We start from the raw sequence: 21,541 nt of genomic DNA on the forward strand, positions 1-21,541 counted from the left end.
GAATAGCAAGATGAGCTTGGTGAGAATAAATCACACTCCTACAATTCATTCTATTTCCTATTCACCATTCCCTATTTCCAAATAGTACCCAGGACATTCCATCTACAATTAATCAAATAAAAAAATGAAAACTTCAAATAAATTATTCGAGCCTGCATTAGTTCAGACAGCGCTTAAACAATCATTTATCAAACTAGATCCAAGGTTAATGGTTCGAAACCCCGTAATGTTTACGGTAGAGATCGGTACTTTGGTAATGGCTTACGTTACAATATATTCAATCAGCCATACCGATCAAGGATCTGCCCTATATAACTTTTTTATCTTTCTGATTTTATTGCTTACTGTATTGTTTGCCAACTTTGCCGAAGCCATTGCCGAAGCAAGAGGTAAGGCCCAAGCAGATAGTTTGCGTAAAACACGTGAAGAAACACCCGCTAAAGTGGTATTGGCCAATGGAAGTTATGAAATCCGTTCGTCCAATTCATTAAGAAAAGGAGATGTATTTGTTTGCGAAACAGGAGACATCATTCCAACAGATGGAGAGATCATCGAAGGGATTGCAACGATAGACGAATCGGCCATTACTGGCGAATCTGCCCCTGTTATTAGAGAATCTGGAGGTGATAAATCATCTGTTACTGGTGGTACCAAAGTACTCTCTGATGAGATTAAAGTAAAGGTAAGTACCGAACCTGGCGAAAGTTTTTTAGATAAAATGATTGCATTGGTAGAGGGAGCTTCTCGTCAGAAAACACCTAACGAAATTGCTTTGACCATTTTATTGGCAAGTTTTACATTGGTATTCATTATTGTGTGCGTAACACTCAAACCATTTGCCGATTATGCCAATACCCCAATCACCATTGCTGCACTGATTTCTTTGTTTGTGTGTTTAATTCCCACTACAATTGGTGGTTTGCTTTCTGCCATTGGTATTGCCGGAATGGACAGGGCTTTAAGAGCCAATGTAATTACCAAATCGGGTAAAGCAGTTGAAACTGCCGGAGATATTGATGTATTGTTATTGGATAAAACCGGAACCATTACCATTGGTAACCGTAAAGCAACTAATTTTTATCCTACAGCGGGTGTAACCAAAAAAGCATTTACTGCAGCATGTGTTTTAAGTTCGCTTGCCGACGAAACACCTGAAGGAAAGTCGATCATCGAATTGGCCAAAGAAGACAATTCATCCATGTCAACAGTAGCACCAGCAGGAGCAACATTTATCAAGTTTACTGCCGAAACCCGCTCTAGCGGAATTGATACAACAGACGGCCGTAGAATTAGAAAAGGAGCTTTTGATTCCATTAGAAATATCGTACAAACCGCAGGTCATGTTTTTCCTTCAGATATAGAAGAAAAAGTTAAACACATTGCTTCAAATGGCGGAACCCCATTGGTAGTTGCCGAAAATGACAAAGCTTTAGGGGTAATCGAACTGCAGGATATCATTAAACCAGGCATCAGCGAACGTTTTGAACGTTTGCGTAAAATGGGAGTTAAAACAGTAATGGTTACTGGTGACAATCCTTTAACAGCCAAATATATTGCTGAAAAAGCTGGTGTAGATGATTTTATTGCAGAAGCGAAACCTGAAGATAAAATGAATTACATTAAAGACGAGCAAGCTTTAGGTAAACTGGTAGCCATGATGGGCGATGGAACAAACGATGCACCAGCTTTGGCTCAGGCCGATGTAGGTGTAGCCATGAACAGTGGAACACAAGCTGCAAAAGAAGCAGGTAACATGGTCGATTTAGATAACGACCCAACCAAGCTGATTGAGATTGTAGAAATCGGTAAACAGTTATTGATTACTAGGGGAACCTTAACCACCTTCTCTATTGCCAACGATGTGGCCAAGTATTTTGCCATTGTACCAGCTTTGTTTATTGCTTCAATTCCAGCATTACAAAGTTTAAATGTAATGGGCTTGCATAGTCCTGAAAGTGCTATTCTTTCGGCAGTGATATTCAATGCCATCATCATCCCAATTCTTATCCCTTTGGCCTTAAAAGGTGTAGCCTATAAACCTATTGGTGCAACTGCCTTACTCCGTAGAAACCTATTTATTTATGGTATTGGTGGTGTTGTGGCGCCTTTTATCGGGATTAAATTGATCGATTTAGCTGTGGGGTTATTGGTGTAGAGGGGAGTAGGAAATAGGGAATAGTAAATAGAGAATAGTAATTAGGAAATAGTTAATCGGGAATAGAAAATGGGGAGATTAAAACCTCATTGCGACTCCCATAAAATAAAAATCATGAAAAAGTACATCATACAATCCATCCGTTTAACATTAGTTTTAATCGTTTTGTTATGCATCATCTATCCAATGGGTATTGCATTGGCTGGCAAATTGAGCAAAGGCAATGGGGGTGGAGAAAAAATTACCAAAAATGGTAAAGTTGTGGGTTATGCCTTGTTGGGCCAATCGTTTACCAAACCTGAATATTTTTGGGGTCGCCCTTCGGCTGTCAATTACAATGCTGCTGGTTCTGCAGGTTCAAACAAAGGGCCTTCCAACCCTGATTACCTGAAAGAAGTTGCGGCTCGCATTGATACTTTATTAAAATACAATCCAAGTTTAAAAAGAGCAGATATCCCTGCAGATATGGTAACCGCTTCTGGTAGTGGTTTAGATCCTAATATTTCTGAACAAGGTGCCATTATCCAAATTAAAAGAATAGCTGCCTACCGTAAAATAGACGAAAGAAAAATTGCAGAATTAGTGGTGAAAAATACAAATGGACCATTGTTAGGCTTATTTGGACCAAGCACAGTAAATGTATTGCAATTGAATTTGGCTTTAGACGAGTTGAAATAAATAACGAATTAACGCCTCGCTACAACAAACTTATTAAATGAATAAAAAAAGATGAAACCATCATGATTTTTCAAAAAGCACAGAGAAATGGCTATAAAATCATGATAGCTTCATCACAAATGAAAAATAGATTATAAACAGATGAAAAAAATAATGTCAATGGCTGTTGCTGCCTTATTAGCAACCGAATATACACAAGCACAAGAAAGTCCAAAAATTAAGGTTTCTGGTTATTTAGAAACTTATTATGGCTACGATTTTAATCAACCTACCACTAGCAATAGACCTGGGTTCATCTATTCGCACAACAGACACAACGAAGTAAACCTGAATTTAGCTTTTATCAAAGCAAACTACGAGACTGAAAAAATAAGAGCCAATGTGGCTTTGATGGCTGGTACTTATACCAATGCCAACCTAGCTGCTGAGCCTGGCGTTCTTCAGAATATTTTTGAAGCCAATGCAGGAATCAAATTAAGTGAAAAGGAGAATTTATGGCTTGATGCAGGTGTTTTTTCTTCCCACATAGGCTTTGAAAGCGCCATTTCTAAAGATTGTTGGGTACTAACCAGAAACATTTCTTCAGAAAACACGCCTTATTACGAATCTGGTGCCAAATTAACTTATGGTACAGCCGATGGTCAATTTACCGCTACCTTATTGTATTTAAATGGTTGGCAAAGGATCAATCGCCAAACAGGTAACAGTAAACCTGCTGGTGGTGTACAATTGACATATAAACCAAGTGCCAAGCTTACCTTCAATTATAGCAATTACATAGGTACAGAGGGTTTAAATGCTGCTCGTGTCAATCGCATTTACCATAATTTTTATGCCATTGCGCAATTAACAGATCATTTTGGGTTAACAGCTGGCTTTGATTATGGAACACAGCAAAAAGTAAAGGGCCAATCGGCAAAAAGTAAAGTGATTTCTCCAGTACTGATTGCCCAATATAAAATTGATCCTAAATGGGCCATAGCAGGTAGGTTTGAATATTATCAAGATAAAAATGGTGTTTTTATAGCAACAGAAACACCAAATGGTTTTCAAACAAAAGGTTATTCGCTAAATTTAGATTATGCACCAATTAGCAATGCTGTAGTAAGGTTAGAAGGCAAATTATATGATAGCAAGGATCAGATTTTTACACGTAATACCAATGCAGTAAATCAGAATGCAACAATTACGGCGAGTATAGCGGTGGCTTTTTGAGGGGATGGGGAATAGGAAATAGTTAATAGGAAATAGAGAATAGAAGGGGGGGAATAGAAATAAGCCCTCTTTTCTACACTCAATATTGGTAATGAATACTTTATACTAAGTACTTGATACTTTTTTAAAATGGGAACTAGATATTTATTTAACACTCAGTCTTGATACTTGATACTTTGTACTCGATACTTTTTTAAAATGGGAACTAGATATTTATTTAACACTCAGTCTTGATACTTGATACTTTGTACTTGATACTTTTAAAATGGAACTAGATATTTATTCAGCATCGGGTCTTGATACTTTAAAATAAAATGGAAGAAGAAAATAAGGTTCGTGAGTTTCTGGATCTGGTTAAAAAGAACCGGAGGGGAAAACTAAAGATTTACATTGGGATGAGTGCAGGCGTGGGTAAAACCTATCGCATGTTACAGGAAAGCCATGCCTTATTGCGTAACGGGATCGACATTCGAATTGGATACATCGAAACACATCAACGTAAAGAAACCCATGAGCTTTTGGCAGGTTTGCCTATTATTCCACGTAAGAAGATTTTTTATAGAGCCAAGGAAATTGAGGAAATGGATGTGCAGGGAATTTTAAATGCCCATCCAGAAATTGTAGTAGTTGATGAATTGGCACATACCAATGCTGAAGGGAGCAAAAATGCCAAACGCTGGCAAGATGTTTATGACCTGTTAGATGCTGGAATTAGTGTAATTTCGGCGGTTAATATTCAGCATTTAGAAAGTATCAATCAAGAAATAGAGCAGATTACAGGTATTTCGGTTACAGAACGTATACCCGATAAGATTTTAGAAACAGCTGATGAAATTGTAAATATCGATTTAACGGCCGATGAACTGCTCACTAGATTAAAAGAAGGCAAAATTTATCAGGCCAATAAGATAGAACAAGCATTAAACAACTTTTTCAAGCCAGAAAAAATTCTACAGTTAAGAGAATTGGCCTTAAAAGAAGTAGCCCATCAAGTTGAACGTAAAGTAAATATAGAAGTTCCCAAACAGATTAAATTAAGGCAAGAGCGATTCTTAGCCTGTATTTCTTCCAATCAAGAAACGGCTAAAGTAGTGATCAGAAAAACAGCCAGATTGGCCTCTTATTACCATTCGCCATGGATTGTTTTGTATGTGCAAAGTAATAAAGAAAATGCCAGCCGGATTAAACTCGATAAACAGCGATATTTACTCAATAACCTAAAGTTGGCAACTGAGTTGGGGGCAGAAATTATTCGAATAAAAAGTGATGAAATTACTAAAACGATTATCAATTTGGCAGACGAAAAAGAAATTACCACCATTTGTATTGGTAAGCCACACTTTAACCTGTTTCAATTGATTTTAAGTACAAGTGTATTCAATGGTTTGTTAAAAGCAATGGCAAAAAAAGATACAGATTTGGTCATTTTATCCTAAAAATATAATTACATGATTTCATCATCACCTAAAAAATAAAACGATGAAAATTAAAACAAAACTCCGCTTAGGCTTCGGCTTTTTATTCTTGGTAGTGATCTGTTTTGGAGGCATCTCTCTTTATCAGCTCAACGAAATCTCAGTACATTCGAAGGTTATTTTAAAGGATAATTATAAATCTTTGGTTTATGTAAGTGAAATGCGTGCTGCGCTAGATCGCCAGAATGGCACCCTTAATCAGATTAACAGTAAAATGTTTGATCAGGTACTAAAGTTAGAAGAACAAAATGTAACCGAAAAAGGTGAAAAAGAAGCCGTTGTAGCCTTACGCAATGCTTTTCAGCAGATGATGGCTACCGATGCAATTGTGTTGCAAAAATCGCAGGCACTTTCAGATATTCGTGCACAACTTAGAAAGATTGATGAGCTGAACATGGATGCTATTGTGAGGAAAAATGACAATGCGCAAAGGGCAACAGAAAAGGCTACACTCTATTTAGGGATTACTGCATCTATTACTTTTTTGATCTTGTTCAGTTTCATTGTCAACTTTCCTGGTTTTATAGCCAATCCTTTGAGAGAACTGTTAAAAGGTATTGGAGAAATTAGTCGAAAAAACTATAAACAACGCTTAGAAGTTAAAGGGAGTGATGAGTTTAGTGAATTGGCCTTGGCTTTTAATAAAATGGCTGTTGAATTGAAAAATTGGGACAATTCTAATATTGCCCAACTGAAATCTGAAAAACAGCGTATTGAAACAATTATTGAACATATGCAAGATGCAATTATTGGTTTAAATGATAAACAGGAAGTTTTATTCTTAAATAAAGTTGCCAAACAGTTGTTAGATCTTAATTCGGTGCAGGCCATTGGAAAGAGTGCTATAGAGCTAAGTCAGAAAAATGAATTGTTGAGAAGGGTTTTGGCGGCACATACTGATGAAGAACCATTAAAAATCTACGCCAATGAAAAAGAATCCTATTTCTTGTTAGAGAATAGAGAAATTACTATTCCAAATTTTGAAGAACCTAACGAAGATACAGTGGTTACTACTGGCAAATCTGCAGGGAAAGTTTATATCTTAAAAAACATTACCAAATTTAAAGAGCTGGATGAGGCCAAGACCAATTTTATAGCTACGGTTTCGCATGAGTTAAAAACACCACTATCATCTATTAAAATGAGCTTAAAGCTATTAAATGATGAAAGGGTGGGCACCATGAACGAAGAACAGACCCAGTTGGTTACGCACATTAAAGAAGATAGCGAACGTTTATTGAAGATTACGAGCGAACTGCTAGATTTGGCACAAGTAGAAACAGGAAATCTCCAACTCAATATTGTACAAACAAGTCCACATCAAATTGTAACATTGGCCTTAGACGTTGTCAGTTTTCAGGCAGAACAGAATGAAATTCAATTGGAGCTGATCAGTAAAAACAATTTGCCAAATGTAAATGCAGATGTACAAAAAACGGCTTGGGTTTTAGTTAATTTCTTATCAAATGCATTGAGGTACAGCGCCAAAAAATCAAAAATCGTTATTCAAGTCATCGAAAAAGATCAATTTATTGAGTTTTCGGTTAAAGATTTCGGAAAGGGAATTGAAGAAAAACACCAAAAAAGATTATTTGATCGTTATTATCAAGTACCTACAGATGGACAGAATAAGTCGGGCTCAGGTTTGGGCCTAGCCATCTCAAAAGATTTCATTGCAGCAGAAAACGGAAAAATTTGGGTAGAAAGTGCAATTGGTGCAGGAAGTAAATTTTGTTTCTCACTTCCAATTGCCTAATTACCATTTAAATTTCATCCTTAAAATGAACTAGCTTTTGTCTTTCCCTATTTACGGTTAATTGTAGCACATCTGGTCGGGCATAATGGCCAGAGGGATCAAAATTCTGTCTTTCTTCTAAAATAGCTTGATGTTGTAAGGTTTGAACAAATAAACCTTCCTCATATTGTACTGGAGCCAAGAGCCATTCTCCATTTGGCTTTGCAATACAAGAACCTCCATCGGCTAGCCATTCGTCGCTTTTAGCAAGCATCTCGGTAGCAACTGGGAGTGAAGGAGAGATGTCTTTTTTATGGAGTAAACTTGAAACCGAAAGTACGTAAGACCTACTTTCTTTAGCAATAAAACGTGTAATCTCACTGGTGTTTCTTACACTACCAGGCCAAAGTGCAATATGTAGATCTTCACCTTGAGCATAGAGGGTAGACCTTACCAAGGGCATCCAGTTTTCCCAACAATTTAAAACTCCAACCGTAAAATCGTTTAATTTTCTTACTTGGAGGCCATTTCCATCACCAATGGCCCAAACCAGTCGTTCTTCATAAGTGGGCATTAATTTTCTATGCACATATTCAATTTTGCCATCTGTATTGATATTTGTTAACGAGCAGTATAAACTATGTCCACCTCTATCATCGGCACGCTCCATAAAACCCAAAACAATATTGATCTTTTTTTCTTTAGCTATCTCACAAAAAGGAGTAAGATCGCCATTTGCGATAGAGATAGATTGATAGGCATAGTGGGCATACATTTCTTTTTGAAGGCTAGAATTAAATGCAGCCCCATTGGTTAGCTCTACCCAAAATGGATAACCAGGTAAAAGTGCTTCGCCAAAAGCTATCAATTGACATTGTTGTGCAGCGGCAGTTACAATGTAATCCAGCATTTTTTTAATGGTTGCTGCTTTGTTTAACCAAACAGGCGAAATTTGTGCTAATCCAACAGTAATAGAGCTATTCATAAGAGGTGCGTTGATGAGCTAAGATACTAAACTCTTTGTTGCCATTAAAGTAGAATAATGAAGTGCATAAAAAAGGCCTAGATCATAAAAATGATAAAGGCCCTTAACTCTAGATTATAACTGTATTTAAACTGGTGTGTTTTCTTTGCTTGTAGTTGGTTTTTTGGCGGTCTTTTTTGCCGGAGCTTTCTCTATAGGTTTGACTGCTTTTACGGCCGTTGGTTTAATCTCCTCAATTTTTTTATCTGTAATGGCAGTTGCTACAACTTTAAACTCTTTTGAAAGTTTTTTAGCCAATTGAGTAGCTTCTTTCTCAATTACCTTATCCATTTTTTTTGAAGTCTGACCAAATCTTCCCACAAGCTTTTTCAAATCTTCAACGATGTTGTTCTTTATTTCTTGCTTAGCTACCTTCTTTGATTCTTTAACGAGTGCTTTTTGTTTGTTCTTTTTCATGAAAATTTTGATTTGTACAAAGCTATGTTGTTCAAAGGTTAATTTCATATTATCATTATGTTAACAAGGCTTTTAACGCTTAACATTGGCTTTTTTGAAGCTGTTTTTACACTGAAATCCGTTATGAAATCGGCATTTATCAACAGCAAGATTATCGCAAAATTCAAACATCGTGATCAATTTTAATTTTGTAGATGATGACCAATCCGGTTTATAAAATCATTAATGTCAAATGGTTTATTGATGAAATCTTCAGCATCACATTTAGCTTTAACTGCATTGAGATGATTATTTGCCGACATCATTAGTATTGGAATATGGTAAGTTTTGACATTCTTTTTTAATTGATTGCAAATGTCGAGTCCGTTTCCATCAGGCAACATAATGTCTAACACAATCATATCTGGGGTATGTTTTTTCATTTGTTGCCAAAAATTTGTGACGTTTGGGCAGGTTTTTACCTGGTACTTTTCTTCAGTGAGCAAAAATTCGATCACATCTCTAATTGCTGCATTGTCTTCTACTACATAAATACACTTTTCCATAGGATATTACTTAAATGCATTTATAGAACAGCGGTAGTAATGAGTTGTTTATATTATTTATTAACGCCGGTCAACTTATCAACTTTATGAGATTTCTGTGATCTTTTCAATTACAAAGAGGGCATAAAAAAAACAGCCCGAATAGTTGGGCTGTTTTAAACTAAAATGTGAGAAAAATTAATTATTATATTATTTCTTGAAGGCTAAATAAGTACCTATTACACCTATTGCAGTAAATGCAAACCAAACATCACCATGTAATGGATCTTTGCTAGGTATTTGACCTGAATGTGTTTGAGCAATTTTTAGATCTTCTGCTTTTTCTGCAGTTGCTGATTGATTATTTTTACTAAAGCTTGAAAAAACAGTAAAGCTTAAGGCTAATAAAACAGTGATGACAAGTATTGATCTTAAATTTTTCATTTTTGTATAATTGATATTAACTATAAGGCAACAGTAATGCCATTTCATCAATTCATGCAAAAGAATATGCTTTAAATAGTTAAAATTTATACTATTAAGCAATTTTAAACTATTATAGGATGTCAAACTTGTACAACGGCTTATGGCTGTATGAATGTAATTGGGTAATAATGGGGAAAAATACACACGTATTGAGAAAATCCCATTTTAAATCTCGATTCCGACTTAAGCAGATTTGATCAGTTGCATAAGTATATTTATAAAACGGGCTATTTATTAATTGTAGGGGATAGTTTTTAGAATTACTTTAATGAACAAGATGTTTAACTAATAAGTAATTTTCGATACTACTTTTAATGGCTTCGGAAAGGACCACGTTTTTTCTATTGGTTAATTGATGTTGACCAGAATTGAACTTTTCAATAAAAGTTCCCTCATCTTCATTGAATTTGAGATAACCCTCCTCAAAGAACCTTTCTTCAACTTGTGCAGAAGAATCCATGGAACGAAAGCTTAATGAAGTAACCTCTAAAGTTGCTTTATCTATTTTCATCCAGTTGTAAACGGCCGAAATATCAGCACCCTCAGCAAGATCGGTTCTTTTGATTTCAATAATAAAAACGGTCGTATTATCAAGAAAATAAAGGCAATCAAATTTTGGTTTCATGGGTGGGTTACATTATCTAAATGCTAAAGTAAAATATCTCAACATTGTTTTCTTAACAAGATATTAACATATAAGCAGTTCTAAATGTTTGATGAGCTTAAATGCTTTAGGTTCAATTTTTTGTGTCATCTCTATTAGATGAATTTAATTTTTGTTGAAGATTGCTGAGTTTCTTTTATCGAAATATTTTTTCAATGATCGTAATAAGAGTTTAAACATATATATTCGTAATTAATTCATGTTTAACTTATGAAAAAACTATTTTCTTTTGTCGTTTTCTTATTCGTGGTAAGCCTAGCAAAAGGCCAAACCACTATTGCTATTAAAGATATTGCCAAGCATATTGGAGAAGAAGTAACTATTTGCGATTCGGTATATACCACTAGGGGTTTAGCCAATTTAACACTGATTAACTTGGGAGCCGAATTTCCTAAGCAGTTGCTAACTGTGGTAATTTATAAGGCAGATCTAGCCAAATTTAAAGAACCAGAAAAGACCTATCTAAATAAAAAGGTATGCATTACAGGCAAATTGGTATTGTATAATGAAAAACCACAAATTGTAGTAACAGAGCCAAAACAACTGGTAGTTAAACCCCAATAGTCTAGTGATGGCATTTCTCTAGGTAAATTTTAGAGTGTATATACAATGATTGGCTTTAACTTTGTTATAGTCTCTATTAATTTGCAAAAGTGATAAAGCCAAACAAAAGAACTTACAGAAAAAAATCAAGCTTGAATTTAAAGACCTACATAGAAAGTGGTGTACTGGAGCTGTATGTTATGGATTTGCTTACTGAAACTGAAAAAGTTAATGTAGAGCGGATGTTGGCTGCTTATCCAGAACTGGGCAATGAATTAGATAAAATTCAGGTTTCGATGGAAGAACAGGCCATAGCCACAGCTGTTCAAGCACCTAAACATTTAAAAAAGCTCGTACTCGACTCGATAGATAACCTGCAGAAAGAGAAGATAATGGATGAGAATGACCTTCCGTTGATCAACAAATTTTCTGTACACCTTAACTGGCTAAATTTTGTTGCCAGTTTTGATAAACCTGAATTGATTGATGGTAGGTATGTAAAAGTACTTCGCCAGGATGAACAGGTAACACAGCTACTCATTGTTTCTGAAACAGCCATCGAACAAGAAGTTCATCAAGAAGAGTACGAAAGTTTTTTAATTCTAGCCGGCGAATGTAAATGCACAGTTGCAAATGAGGTGCGCTTAATGAAGGCTGGCGATTTTATGGAAATCCCATTATATGAGTTACATGAAGTGGAATTGCTAAGCTCTCAGGTAACTGCTATCTTACAGCACATTAGAGTGTAAGTTAAAGAAATTCTTTACTAATTTATTCATGTTAACACTCTATTCTTTTGATTATTAATTAATTAGTAATATTAATTTTAAGCTAAAGAAATATGAAATTTGGATTTTTGAGTTGTTAAAATAAAGTAAGTCTGAAAATTTATTTTCTTCAATTTATATTTAATGGCCTCTGGTAATTACCAGAGGCTTTTTTATATCTGTTTTAATTGAACCTCAAAATGATAGTCGGTATTTGATTTAGTTTGAAATCATAGTCATTTTTATAACGGTATTACATACATTTGTAACGATGTAAGTTCTTAACTTTATTTTTTCATCAACCGATATCGGTTTTACTTAGCTGTAGATTAATAGGGAATCGTGTGTAAATCACGAACTGTCGCGCAACTGTAAATCCTGCCTCTAAAGGCAACAAAGTATCATTAATGCCACTGTTTGATTTAATTAAACGGGAAGGCGATACATTTGGGGATAAGTCAGGAGACCTGCCGTTTATCGAATTGACGATGCTTTCGCGTTAAAAAAGCAATTGGTCAGGTCTGATATCACAACAATAAAATTAGTATTTTATTCAAACTCGCTTTAGGTGTACTTTCGCCCAGAAGGTGAACTTGTTATATCCCTACCTTAAGTTTAATTAACCATGGCTTCGTAAAATATGGCCTAAGAGCTTTTAACGATTTATTTACTTAATCTTTAAAAGAAATGCTAACGCAAAATCTGGGTTACCCGCGAATTGGTAGCCAACGAGAATTGAAAAAGAGCTGTGAAAACTATTGGGCAGCCCAAACAACCTACAAAAATTTGCTTCAAGTAGGAAAGAACATTCGCCATGAAAATTGGCAATTACAAAAAGAAGCAGGAATTGACATTATTCCTTCAAACGATTTTTCATTTTACGACCAGGTATTAGACCATTCGTTGAGTTTCGGTGCCATACCCAAAAGGTATAATGAAGTGATTTTAAAGAAAGGCAATACCGAACTGGATCTCTATTTTGCGATGGCAAGAGGTTATCAAAAAGAAGGTTTGGATATTGTAGCCATGGAAATGACCAAATGGTTTGATACCAATTACCATTATATTGTTCCAGAATTTTATAAGGATCAGCATTTTAAGCTTTTTTCTACCAAAATTATCGACGAGTATTATGAGGCTAAACAGTTGGGCATTGTTACCAAACCGGTATTAATTGGTCCAGTATCTTATCTTTTATTAGGTAAAGAGAAGGAAGCAGGTTTTGAGAAAATCGATTTGATTAAGAATCTCCTCCCAGTGTATTTAGATATCCTTACTAGGTTAATTGCACTAGAAGTAGAATATGTTCAATTTGACGAGCCCTTTTTAACTTTAGATTTAACGGTCAAAGAACAACAAGCCTTTACCTTCGTATACAAAGAAATTAGAAAGGCATTTCCGCATTTAAAAATTATATTGGCAACCTATTTTGAAGGTTTAGAAAATAACTTGGCTTTAGCAACTACTTTGCCTATTTCGATATTACATATTGACTTGGTAAGGGCACCACAACAGTTGAACACTGTAATAGAGGCATTAAATGATCAGATTATTCTCTCTTTAGGCCTAGTTGATGGTAGGAACATTTGGAAGAATGATTTTGAACAATCATTAAACCTAATTGCCCAGGCAATAGCGCAATTAGGTGAGGATAGGGTATGGATTGCTCCTTCTTGTTCATTAATTCATGTGCCAGTAGATTTAGCGAATGAAACGAATGAAAAAAACCTCACACCTGAAGTGAAACAATGGCTTGCCTTTGCCAAACAGAAAATTGAGGAAGTGGTTACTTTAAAAAACTTGCTCGAAAACCAGCCATCAGCAATTGCCTTAAAAAAGCTGGAATTAAATCAATTGGCTAAACAGAATAGAGCTACATCGCAGTTGATACACAATCAATTGGTTAAAAATAGGGTAGCTGCTATTGTAGAAAAGGATTCATCACGGATCAACAAATTTCCTGAAAGAAAGATCAAACAACAAGCACTGAATTTGCCTGCGTATACTACTACAACGATTGGTTCTTTTCCTCAAACCCCAGAAGTTAGAAGCTGGAGGGCTAAATTTAAAAATGGATCGATTAGCAGTGAAGCATACGATGAACTTATTGCAACAGAAACTGCAAAAGCTGTAAAATGGCAAGAAGAGATTGATTTAGATGTTTTGGTACATGGAGAGTTTGAACGCAATGACATGGTAGAATATTTTGGTGAACAGCTTAATGGTTTTGCTTTTTCAAAAAATGGTTGGGTACAGAGTTATGGTTCTCGCTGCGTTAAGCCTCCAATTATTTTTGGTGATGTATCAAGGCCACATGCCATGACTGTTAAATGGACTGCTTATGCACAATCGCTTACCTCAAAACACATGAAAGGGATGCTTACTGGTCCGGTTACCATATTGCAATGGTCTTTTGTAAGAAATGACCAACCGCGTTCTGAAACCTGCACCCAAATTGCGCTAGCTATTAGAGACGAAGTAGTTGATCTGGAGAAAGCGGGCATTAAAATTATACAAATTGATGAGCCAGCTATTAGAGAAGGTTTACCTTTGCGCAAACTAGATTGGCAAAACTATTTAAATTGGGCAGTTAAAGCATTTAGAATTGCAGCCAGTGGGGTACAAGACGAAACACAGATCCATACCCATATGTGCTATTCTGAGTTTAACGACATTATCCATAATATTGCAGAAATGGATGCAGATGTAATCACTATAGAAACCTCTCGTTCGCAAATGGAGTTGTTAGATGCTTTTGCCAATTTTAAATATCCCAATGAAATTGGTCCAGGGGTATACGATATCCATTCGCCCAGAGTACCAAAAAGAGCAGAAATGGTTCATCTTTTGAAGAAAGCCAAAGCTGTAATACCTGAGGCACAACTTTGGGTAAATCCAGATTGTGGGTTAAAGACAAGGGGTTGGGACGAAACTAAAAGAGCGCTCATTGAAATGGTTGAGGCAGCTAAAGAAATGCGCAACAATTAAAAAACAATACCACAAGTGTTCAAGATGCAAGGCAATAGAGTTGCATCTTGAACCTTTTAAAAATAGAATAAGTACACGTGAGATCAATTTAACATGACATTAGAAGAAAGAATAACCAACTCTAAAACCAGTATTTTTAAAGCTGTTTTTCCAAACACCACCAATCATTATGATACCCTTTTTGGGGGTACAGCCATGCACATGATGGACGAAGTTGCTTTTATTACAGCAACACGTTTTAGCAGACAGATTATGGTTACGGTAAGTAGTGACCGTATCGATTTTAAAAAGTCTATTCCCGCCGGAACAATTGTTGAATTGATTGGTATAGTAACCAAAGTTGGTAACACCAGTTTAAAAGTGAATGTTGAAATTTATATCGAACAAATGTACGATGAAGGACGGGAGCTTGCAGTGCATGGTGAGTTTACTTTTGTGGCCATAGATAAAGACAAAAAACCAACCCTAGTGTTGAAATAATACTTGTAAAAGTATTGAAAATCAGTTTATGAAAAATCGACAAGCCTTTAGCAAACAATTTGAAAATCATTTTGTTAAACGCTTAGGGAAATAAATAATATGTACAATGTAGTCGCGGATACGCTACCTTGTAATCTGGAACCAATAGTGTGTGCTATTGGTTCTAGTTTTTTAATAGGTTTATAGATTTAGATCGATTAACTGTTTCAAAACAGCGTTGATGTCACATATTCATCAAAAGATAAATTGAACAAGATTTATTAACATAAGTAGGCAAACTTTACAACTTTTATTTTGTTAATTAGATAATCTTTAAAAAATTAAAAATAAGATCATGAAATCATTTAGTATACCTATTATAGCTCTTGCAGCTATATTAACTCAAGGGTGCGTAAGCAATAAGAAGTACGCAGAACTGCAATCTGCCAATGGTAAATTGCAAGAAAGTAATACTCAACTCAATCAACGTTTACAGGCTAGCGAACAAGATCTTTCTGGTTCGAAGATTAGGGTTAAAAGTTTAGAAGAACAGTTAGTAGCCGAAAGATCAAATTTAGCCGCATTACAAGCAGCTTTAAACAAATGTTTAAACTCAAGTAGCCAAGGAAATGTGAACATTTCTAAATTGGTTGATGAGATTAACAGCTCTAATAAATACATCCAACAATTGGTAAACACCAAAAACAAAAGTGATTCATTGAACTTGGTACTGACCAATAACCTCACTCGTTCTTTAAGTAGAGAAGAAATGAGCGATGTTGATGTAAAAGTATTGAAAGGTGTAGTTTATATTTCTTTGTCTGATAATATGTTATACAAATCAGGTAGTTATGAAATTTCTGATAAAGCGGGTGTGACCTTGAGCAAAATCGCAAAAATTATTCAAGACTACAAAGGTTACGATGTATTGATTGAAGGTAATACCGATAATATTCCAATTATTAAACCTAACATTAGAAACAATTGGGATTTGAGTGCCTTAAGAGCTTCTTCTGTAGTACAATCTTTACAGACTAATTATGGCGTAGATCCAAAACGTTTAACTGCTGGTGGTAGGGGAGAATATAACCCAATAGCTGCTAATGATACCGAGAGTGGTAAATCTCAAAATAGACGTACCCAAATTATCATTACACCTAAGTTAGATCAGTTTATGGATTTAATAGGTAAAGCACCAGAACAAAGCAAGCCTTAATATTACTTATCTTATGATATAGAAGAGCCCAATATACATTGGGCTTTTTTTATGGATTATAATTTATAATTAAAAAATTTAATTATAAGATAATATGTGGTGATTTAATTTATCTTAGCGATTTGGAACATCCCTTGTAAACCATCGCAATTGTTGTATTAGTAAAATAAATTAGTTAGAATGAAGATTTTACATTTTTTCTTTATTACATTCATTCTACTCTGCATTACAAATGCTTATGGTAATACCAAAGATTTAACACCAATTGCCAAAAATGGTGTATTAGATTTAAGCAAGCAATCTTTTGATGAAAATGCAACTTTAAAAGGAGAGTGGTTTTTTTATTGGAAACAGTTGGTCGATCCTCATCAAGCTGTACCATTGAGTGGTAAAACGGTCAATTTTCCTTCAATGTGGAACGATCTAAAAGTGAATGGAGATCATCTGCCCTCATTTGGTTATGCATCTTATCAACTCAAAGTTTTATTACCTCAAAATAAGGAGACATTAAGGGTAGAGATGCCCGATTCTTATACTTCATATCGCTTATTCTTAAATGGTCAATTGGTAGCTGCTAACGGTACGGTAGCCACTAATGTTAAAGCTTATGTGCCGAAATGGCAATATCAAGCTTTTGATATACCTAAAAACACAGATACGATCAATCTGATACTACAGATTGCAAATTTCACCCATGTATATGGTGGAATGAAAAATGCCATTGTTATTGGAAAAAAAGTAAACATCAACTTAGAAAGAAGAAGGGCTGAAGCTATTGATCTGTTATTAACAGGTTGTCTATTTATGGGTGGCCTATTCTTTCTAGGATTGTATTTATTGGGCAATAGAGACAAAGCCACTTTATTATTTTCTTTGTATTCTATTGTGTATTGCTACCGCATTATGGGGGTAGACAATTATGTGTTACACACTGTAATTCCCAATGCCAGCTGGTATGTCATGGTACGGCTCGAATATTCAAGCCTATTTTTAAGTGTTGGCCTATTTGGTCTATATACGCGTTATTTATATCCTTTAGATATGAATAAAACTATAGTTAAAATAGTATGTGGACTTTGTTTACTTTTTACCCTAGCCTCTGTTTTTCTACCACCTATAATATTTACGAGGTTAATTAATCCATTTTTAATTGTTACCGTTTTTTGCATTATTTATACACCCATTGTATATATCCTAGCTTATCAAAATAAAAGACCTGGTTCTAGATATGCATTGTTAAGCTCAATTTCTTTGATGTTTGTGTTTGCTATTTCTTTATTGCATTATTGGAACGTGATCCCCCCATTGCAGTTCATTACCTTTATTGGCTATATCGGTTTTTTCTTTTTGCAATCGCTCATTTTATCACATAGGGTATCATTCCAGTTGGGTAAAGCAAAAGAACAAGCTGAACAAGGCCTGATTGCCAAAAGTGAGTTCTTGAGCACAATGAGCCATGAAATTAGAACCCCACTCAATTCTGTAATAGGGATGAGCCATTTGTTGCTCAGAAATAATCCGCGAAATGATCAAAAGGAACAACTTGATATCATGTTGTTTTCGGCCAATAATCTATTAGGTATCGTAAATGATATTCTGGATTATAATAAAATTGAAGCAGGAAAAATAGCCTTCGAAAATGCAGAAATAGACATCATTTCAATTGTAAAAAATATTGTAGCTGGCTTAAAAGGAAATGCCCAAGAAAAAGGTATTAAATTGGAATTAGTTATCGATAAAGAACTGGAAAATAACTTATTTGGAGATCCAACAAGGCTATTTCAAGTGATTACAAATTTGGTGCACAATGCCATTAAATTTACGGTAAAGGGCTCTGTAGAGGTTAACATTAGGGTTATTGCACAAACAATTAAAAATGTAACCTTAAAGATTGAAGTTAAAGATACAGGGATAGGTATTTCTAAAGAAAAACAAATGGTGATTTTTGAGCGCTTTACACAGGCAGATTCTTCAACATCTAGGAGTTTTGGAGGTACCGGTTTGGGCTTATCCATTTCAAAAAGGATTCTTGAAATGCAAGGTGTTACCCTAAATTTAAGTAGTGAGGAAGGAAAAGGAGCTGTATTCTATTTTATTCAAACTTTTGAAAAAGGTCCACTATTAAGCGATACACAGGTTGTTGAAGAAAATTTTACAAATGAAGATAAACAAGCGTTTAAAGGGATAGAGATTTTGTTAGTTGACGATAATGCCTTAAATGTAATGGTTGCAAAGAGATTTCTAGAAAACTGGGGTGCTATTGTACATACAGCAGTAAATGGTTCAGAAGCCTTGGCCAAATTAGATCATCAACATCGGTTAGTTTTTATGGATTTGCACATGCCAATTATGGATGGATATGAAGCTGCCAAAACAATGCGTGCCAATGGCATTAAAATTCCTATTATCGCACTTACAGCTAACTTGAAGAAAGAGATTGAGCACCAGGTAAAGGAAGCGGGGATGGATGATATTATTGTGAAACCATTTTTGCCAGAAGAGTTGTATAAAAAAGTACAACAATATACTTAATTGCTATTCACAGCATGAAAAGGGGCAGGGTTGATCCCTTTGTCATCTAAAATACTCAGCTTTTTGTAGATATATTCATTCGCTTTTTCCTTTTCATCAATTTCTTGATAAATGTTAATGATCAGATTGTACATTGTAATTTCATTGACCACTAATTTATTTCGTTGATAAATTTTAAGGCACTCCTCTGCATATTGTAAAGCAACTGCATATTCTTTTCTATTTTTGCTTTGCTGTGCTTTTAACGATAAGAATATAGTTTGGGCATATAAAGTTGGATTGATGCTAGAGCGCTCTTTATATAACGTAGTTAAAATCCTTTCCATCTGATCAGTCTTTTCGTCTGGAGTGGTTCTGGCCTTGGCCACAGCTAGTAAATTTAACAAGTATAGGCCAAAAGGCTTTTTGGTTACAAATAATCTTGGATAAAGTTTAATCATCGAATGAATAATCTTAATGGCTTCATGGGGAGAGCCATAAAATAGATTCACTGTAGACATTAGCAAAAAGATCAATACCTGTTGAACATTGGGCAATGCTTTACCATTGATGTTCAAACTATGTTCATTATTTTTAAACTCCTCAATTTTGAACAGCGTATCATGTTCTTTAATTGAAATGCCTTTAACCTTAAGATAAATAAGTTTTAAGGTTTCATAAGGATCTACTAACCATTTTTCGGCTTCATTAGCCAATTTCTCCATTTTCTCTAATCGATTGGCAATCAGTTCAGGATCTAGGCTTAATGCATCAAAAATAGAAAGTATGGAATGGTAAAATAAAAGATTTTGATCGGTGTCTACTACCAAGATTAAAGAATTGATAGCTTCCTTATAACAAGAATCTATGAAATCAAAATGAATAAGGTGTTTTGATAAGGTTTCGTGTATTTTATTGATTTTCAGCTTTTTGATAAGCTCAGGGTCATCTTTAAGCTTGTAATTTAAGTTTTCTGCAATGAAATAAATCAGATAGTTCTTCTCGTAGTTGTTAAGCTTTAAGTTAAGGATAGAACCCAAGTGTTCAAATTTTTCACTACGGATAATGTATCTTATTGACCATTGCAACAATTGGAAACGAACCTGATTTCCAAAATAATCGTTATTTAAATTGTCAAAAAAATGTTCGTCCATTTGCTGATCAAACACATCCAAAAGTTCTATAAATAAGAAATATTCGAAAACATGTGGTTGTATAAAACGTACAAATTCAAGTGCAAAACTGTTTTGATTAATCTTTTCTTCCATTAAAATTCCATCTGCCAACAACTCCATGTAGGCGTTGTTAAATACCGAAAGTTCCTTGATTAGATCTGATTTTAAAACAGTGCTATTATTTCTGCCAAAATTGGTCAGTTGAATTATTTTTTTACAATAAAGAATCTTTTCTGTGGCGTAATTAGAGCGATAGATTTTTTCTTGGATAAATTTATCTATGATTTCAAAAAAGATAATATTGGTATAAGAATTAAAATCTGGATACTCTTCTTTAAGCTGATAATACCATTGAATATGGAATGGAAATTTCAGTTGAGATTTTACATTTTTATTGATCGTTTTAAAGTCTTGCGGACACATCTTTTGAAATATTTCCTCAATTTCTTGTTCCGTTAATGGTGGTACATTTGAGTTGTCGTTAAGATTGAAATAACTTCCGGCAAACCATTTTCTTTTTAAGAAATGTACATATCTAAAACGTTCGTAAAATCTATTCCACATGGTAGAACGCATGCTTAAGATAAGTTTGATGTTGTCACTTTCATCAATGCTCGAAATGAGGTTGATGATCTTATCAAATACCCGAGGTTTAGAAATTTTATTAACTACAAGTTCTGGAAATCCATCGATAATAATGATGAGTTTAATACCAAGTCTTGCATAATGTTCATCAAAGTAATCGATCAATTTGATGTGCGATTGCAAGCCCAATTTTTCTTTAATTCTATCTTCGATACTATAAGATTCGTATTGCCTTTCAAAGATATCTGTAGCATTTAAAAATAGAAATACATCATTCTTATACCTCGAATTATCTTCTAACAAAAGTTCTTGCACCAAATGGCTTAGTAAAATGCTTTTTCCATAGCCAGGTTGAGAGATAAATGAAGTAAAACTTTTGTCGCTCGAATAAAAATATTCGAAGTCATATTTGGCAAATTTTCTACCAATAGTCATGTCGTACGGAACACTACTTCTATTCCGAATATACTTTAAAGTATGTAAGGTAATTTCAAGTGCTTTTGCAGTCGTTAATTCTAAACTTCCGGCAGCTTCCGAGTTAACTAAATGGTGATTGTCAACTGCCTCATCAGGATCTGTTTTTTCAACAAACTCTAACAAAGTATTAATGGTATATTTAGAAAATTGATTTTTAATTTCTGCAAAACCGAACAACCTTTTTATAGTAGTTTCGCTAATACTTTTATGCAGTTCCTTTTGAATAGATATTGAAATAAATTTACAGTCAGACGGACTGATTATTTTGATGCCAGTTTTTATTAAAATTAAACGTTTTAAATTATCTAAGATAATAGTTTCAGGCATGAGAGAGTCGCAATAATTAAGGGTTATTTACACACTAATATAGGTTTTTTAAAACTGTAATACTGAACCTTTTGTAAAAAAAAAATATCAAAAAATAAAAATAATGTTTTAATAAACAGT

At 34.6% G+C, this 21,541-nt stretch carries 17 protein-coding genes and 1 riboswitch; of the genes, 11 read left to right on the plus strand and 6 right to left on the minus strand.

All coding sequences use genetic code 11. The features are described from left to right. Positions 1-124 precede the first annotated feature (124 nt). The 5 genes from kdpB (at position 125) to AQF98_RS08675 (ending at position 7,279) form a co-directional block, all read left to right on the plus strand. Positions 125-2,155, plus strand: a complete 2,031-nt coding sequence (gene kdpB, locus AQF98_RS08655; RefSeq protein WP_055131540.1) for a potassium-transporting ATPase subunit KdpB — start codon at positions 125-127, stop codon at positions 2,153-2,155. Positions 2,156-2,269: 114 nt separating this feature from the next. Continuing rightward, entirely contained in the window at positions 2,270-2,833 is a 564-nt protein-coding gene (locus AQF98_RS08660; RefSeq protein WP_055131541.1) for a K(+)-transporting ATPase subunit C, read from the plus strand. Between the two features lie 141 nt (positions 2,834-2,974). After that, the gene (locus AQF98_RS08665) at positions 2,975-4,048 is read left to right on the plus strand and encodes a porin (RefSeq protein WP_055131542.1); all 1,074 of its coding nucleotides are present in this window, start codon (positions 2,975-2,977) and stop codon (positions 4,046-4,048) included. 314 nt (positions 4,049-4,362) lie between these two features. Continuing rightward, on the plus strand, positions 4,363-5,484 hold the full coding sequence (locus AQF98_RS08670) for a histidine kinase (protein WP_055131543.1): 1,122 nt from the start codon (positions 4,363-4,365) through the stop codon (positions 5,482-5,484). 43 nt (positions 5,485-5,527) lie between these two features. Further along, positions 5,528-7,279: an ATP-binding protein gene (locus tag AQF98_RS08675; protein WP_055131544.1), complete on the plus strand. Its 1,752-nt coding sequence runs from the start codon at positions 5,528-5,530 to the stop codon at positions 7,277-7,279. A 7-nt stretch (positions 7,280-7,286) separates the two neighbouring features. Here AQF98_RS08675 and AQF98_RS08680 read toward each other — a convergent pair whose 3' ends face one another. The 5 genes from AQF98_RS08680 to AQF98_RS08700 all read right to left on the minus strand — a co-directional run bounded on the left by AQF98_RS08680 (position 7,287) and on the right by AQF98_RS08700 (position 10,334). Further along, positions 7,287-8,243 carry a carbon-nitrogen hydrolase family protein gene (locus AQF98_RS08680; protein WP_055131545.1) on the minus strand — a complete coding sequence of 319 codons (957 nt, stop codon included), beginning with the start codon at positions 8,241-8,243 and terminating at the stop codon, positions 7,287-7,289. Positions 8,244-8,369: 126 nt separating this feature from the next. After that, complete coding sequence (locus tag AQF98_RS08685) at positions 8,370-8,699, minus strand: hypothetical protein (protein WP_152969678.1); 330 nt, start codon at positions 8,697-8,699, stop codon at positions 8,370-8,372. Between the two features lie 182 nt (positions 8,700-8,881). After that, a complete protein-coding gene (locus AQF98_RS08690) occupies positions 8,882-9,244 on the minus strand; it encodes a response regulator transcription factor (protein WP_055131547.1) in 363 nt (120 codons plus the stop codon). Positions 9,245-9,433: 189 nt separating this feature from the next. Next, the gene (locus AQF98_RS08695; RefSeq protein WP_055131548.1) at positions 9,434-9,667 is read right to left on the minus strand and encodes a hypothetical protein; all 234 of its coding nucleotides are present in this window, start codon (positions 9,665-9,667) and stop codon (positions 9,434-9,436) included. Positions 9,668-9,974: 307 nt separating this feature from the next. Next, entirely contained in the window at positions 9,975-10,334 is a 360-nt protein-coding gene (locus AQF98_RS08700) for a hypothetical protein (RefSeq protein WP_055131549.1), read from the minus strand. A gap of 249 nt (positions 10,335-10,583) precedes the next feature. Here AQF98_RS08700 and AQF98_RS08705 point away from each other — a divergent pair, with 249 nt between their 5' ends. From AQF98_RS08705 to AQF98_RS08730, 6 genes are all read left to right on the plus strand, one after another. Next, entirely contained in the window at positions 10,584-10,937 is a 354-nt protein-coding gene (locus AQF98_RS08705) for a hypothetical protein (protein ID WP_055131550.1), read from the plus strand. 131 nt (positions 10,938-11,068) lie between these two features. Continuing rightward, entirely contained in the window at positions 11,069-11,665 is a 597-nt protein-coding gene (locus tag AQF98_RS08710; protein ID WP_152969679.1) for a cupin domain-containing protein, read from the plus strand. 310 nt (positions 11,666-11,975) lie between these two features. Beyond that, positions 11,976-12,173, plus strand: a riboswitch (cobalamin riboswitch). Positions 12,174-12,370: 197 nt separating this feature from the next. Next, positions 12,371-14,671 (plus strand): 5-methyltetrahydropteroyltriglutamate--homocysteine S-methyltransferase, encoded by a 2,301-nt coding sequence (metE, locus tag AQF98_RS08715; protein WP_055131552.1) that lies wholly within the window; start codon positions 12,371-12,373, stop codon positions 14,669-14,671. A 93-nt stretch (positions 14,672-14,764) separates the two neighbouring features. Continuing rightward, positions 14,765-15,151, plus strand: a complete 387-nt coding sequence (locus AQF98_RS08720; RefSeq protein ID WP_055131553.1) for an acyl-CoA thioesterase — start codon at positions 14,765-14,767, stop codon at positions 15,149-15,151. 334 nt (positions 15,152-15,485) lie between these two features. Next, the gene (locus AQF98_RS08725; protein WP_200911863.1) at positions 15,486-16,346 is read left to right on the plus strand and encodes a flagellar motor protein MotB; all 861 of its coding nucleotides are present in this window, start codon (positions 15,486-15,488) and stop codon (positions 16,344-16,346) included. A 180-nt stretch (positions 16,347-16,526) separates the two neighbouring features. After that, the gene (locus AQF98_RS08730; RefSeq protein WP_055131555.1) at positions 16,527-18,878 is read left to right on the plus strand and encodes an ATP-binding protein; all 2,352 of its coding nucleotides are present in this window, start codon (positions 16,527-16,529) and stop codon (positions 18,876-18,878) included. On the opposite strand, the gene AQF98_RS08735 is transcribed toward AQF98_RS08730, so the two are convergent. After that, positions 18,875-21,421: a hypothetical protein gene (locus tag AQF98_RS08735; RefSeq protein ID WP_055131556.1), complete on the minus strand. Its 2,547-nt coding sequence runs from the start codon at positions 21,419-21,421 to the stop codon at positions 18,875-18,877. The two genes, AQF98_RS08730 and AQF98_RS08735, sit on opposite strands and share 4 nt — an antisense overlap. Between the last annotated feature and the right edge of the window lie 120 nt (positions 21,422-21,541).

Origin of the sequence: Pedobacter sp. Hv1, assembly GCF_001412215.1 — a bacterium.
Lineage (GTDB): Bacteria > Bacteroidota > Bacteroidia > Sphingobacteriales > Sphingobacteriaceae > Pedobacter.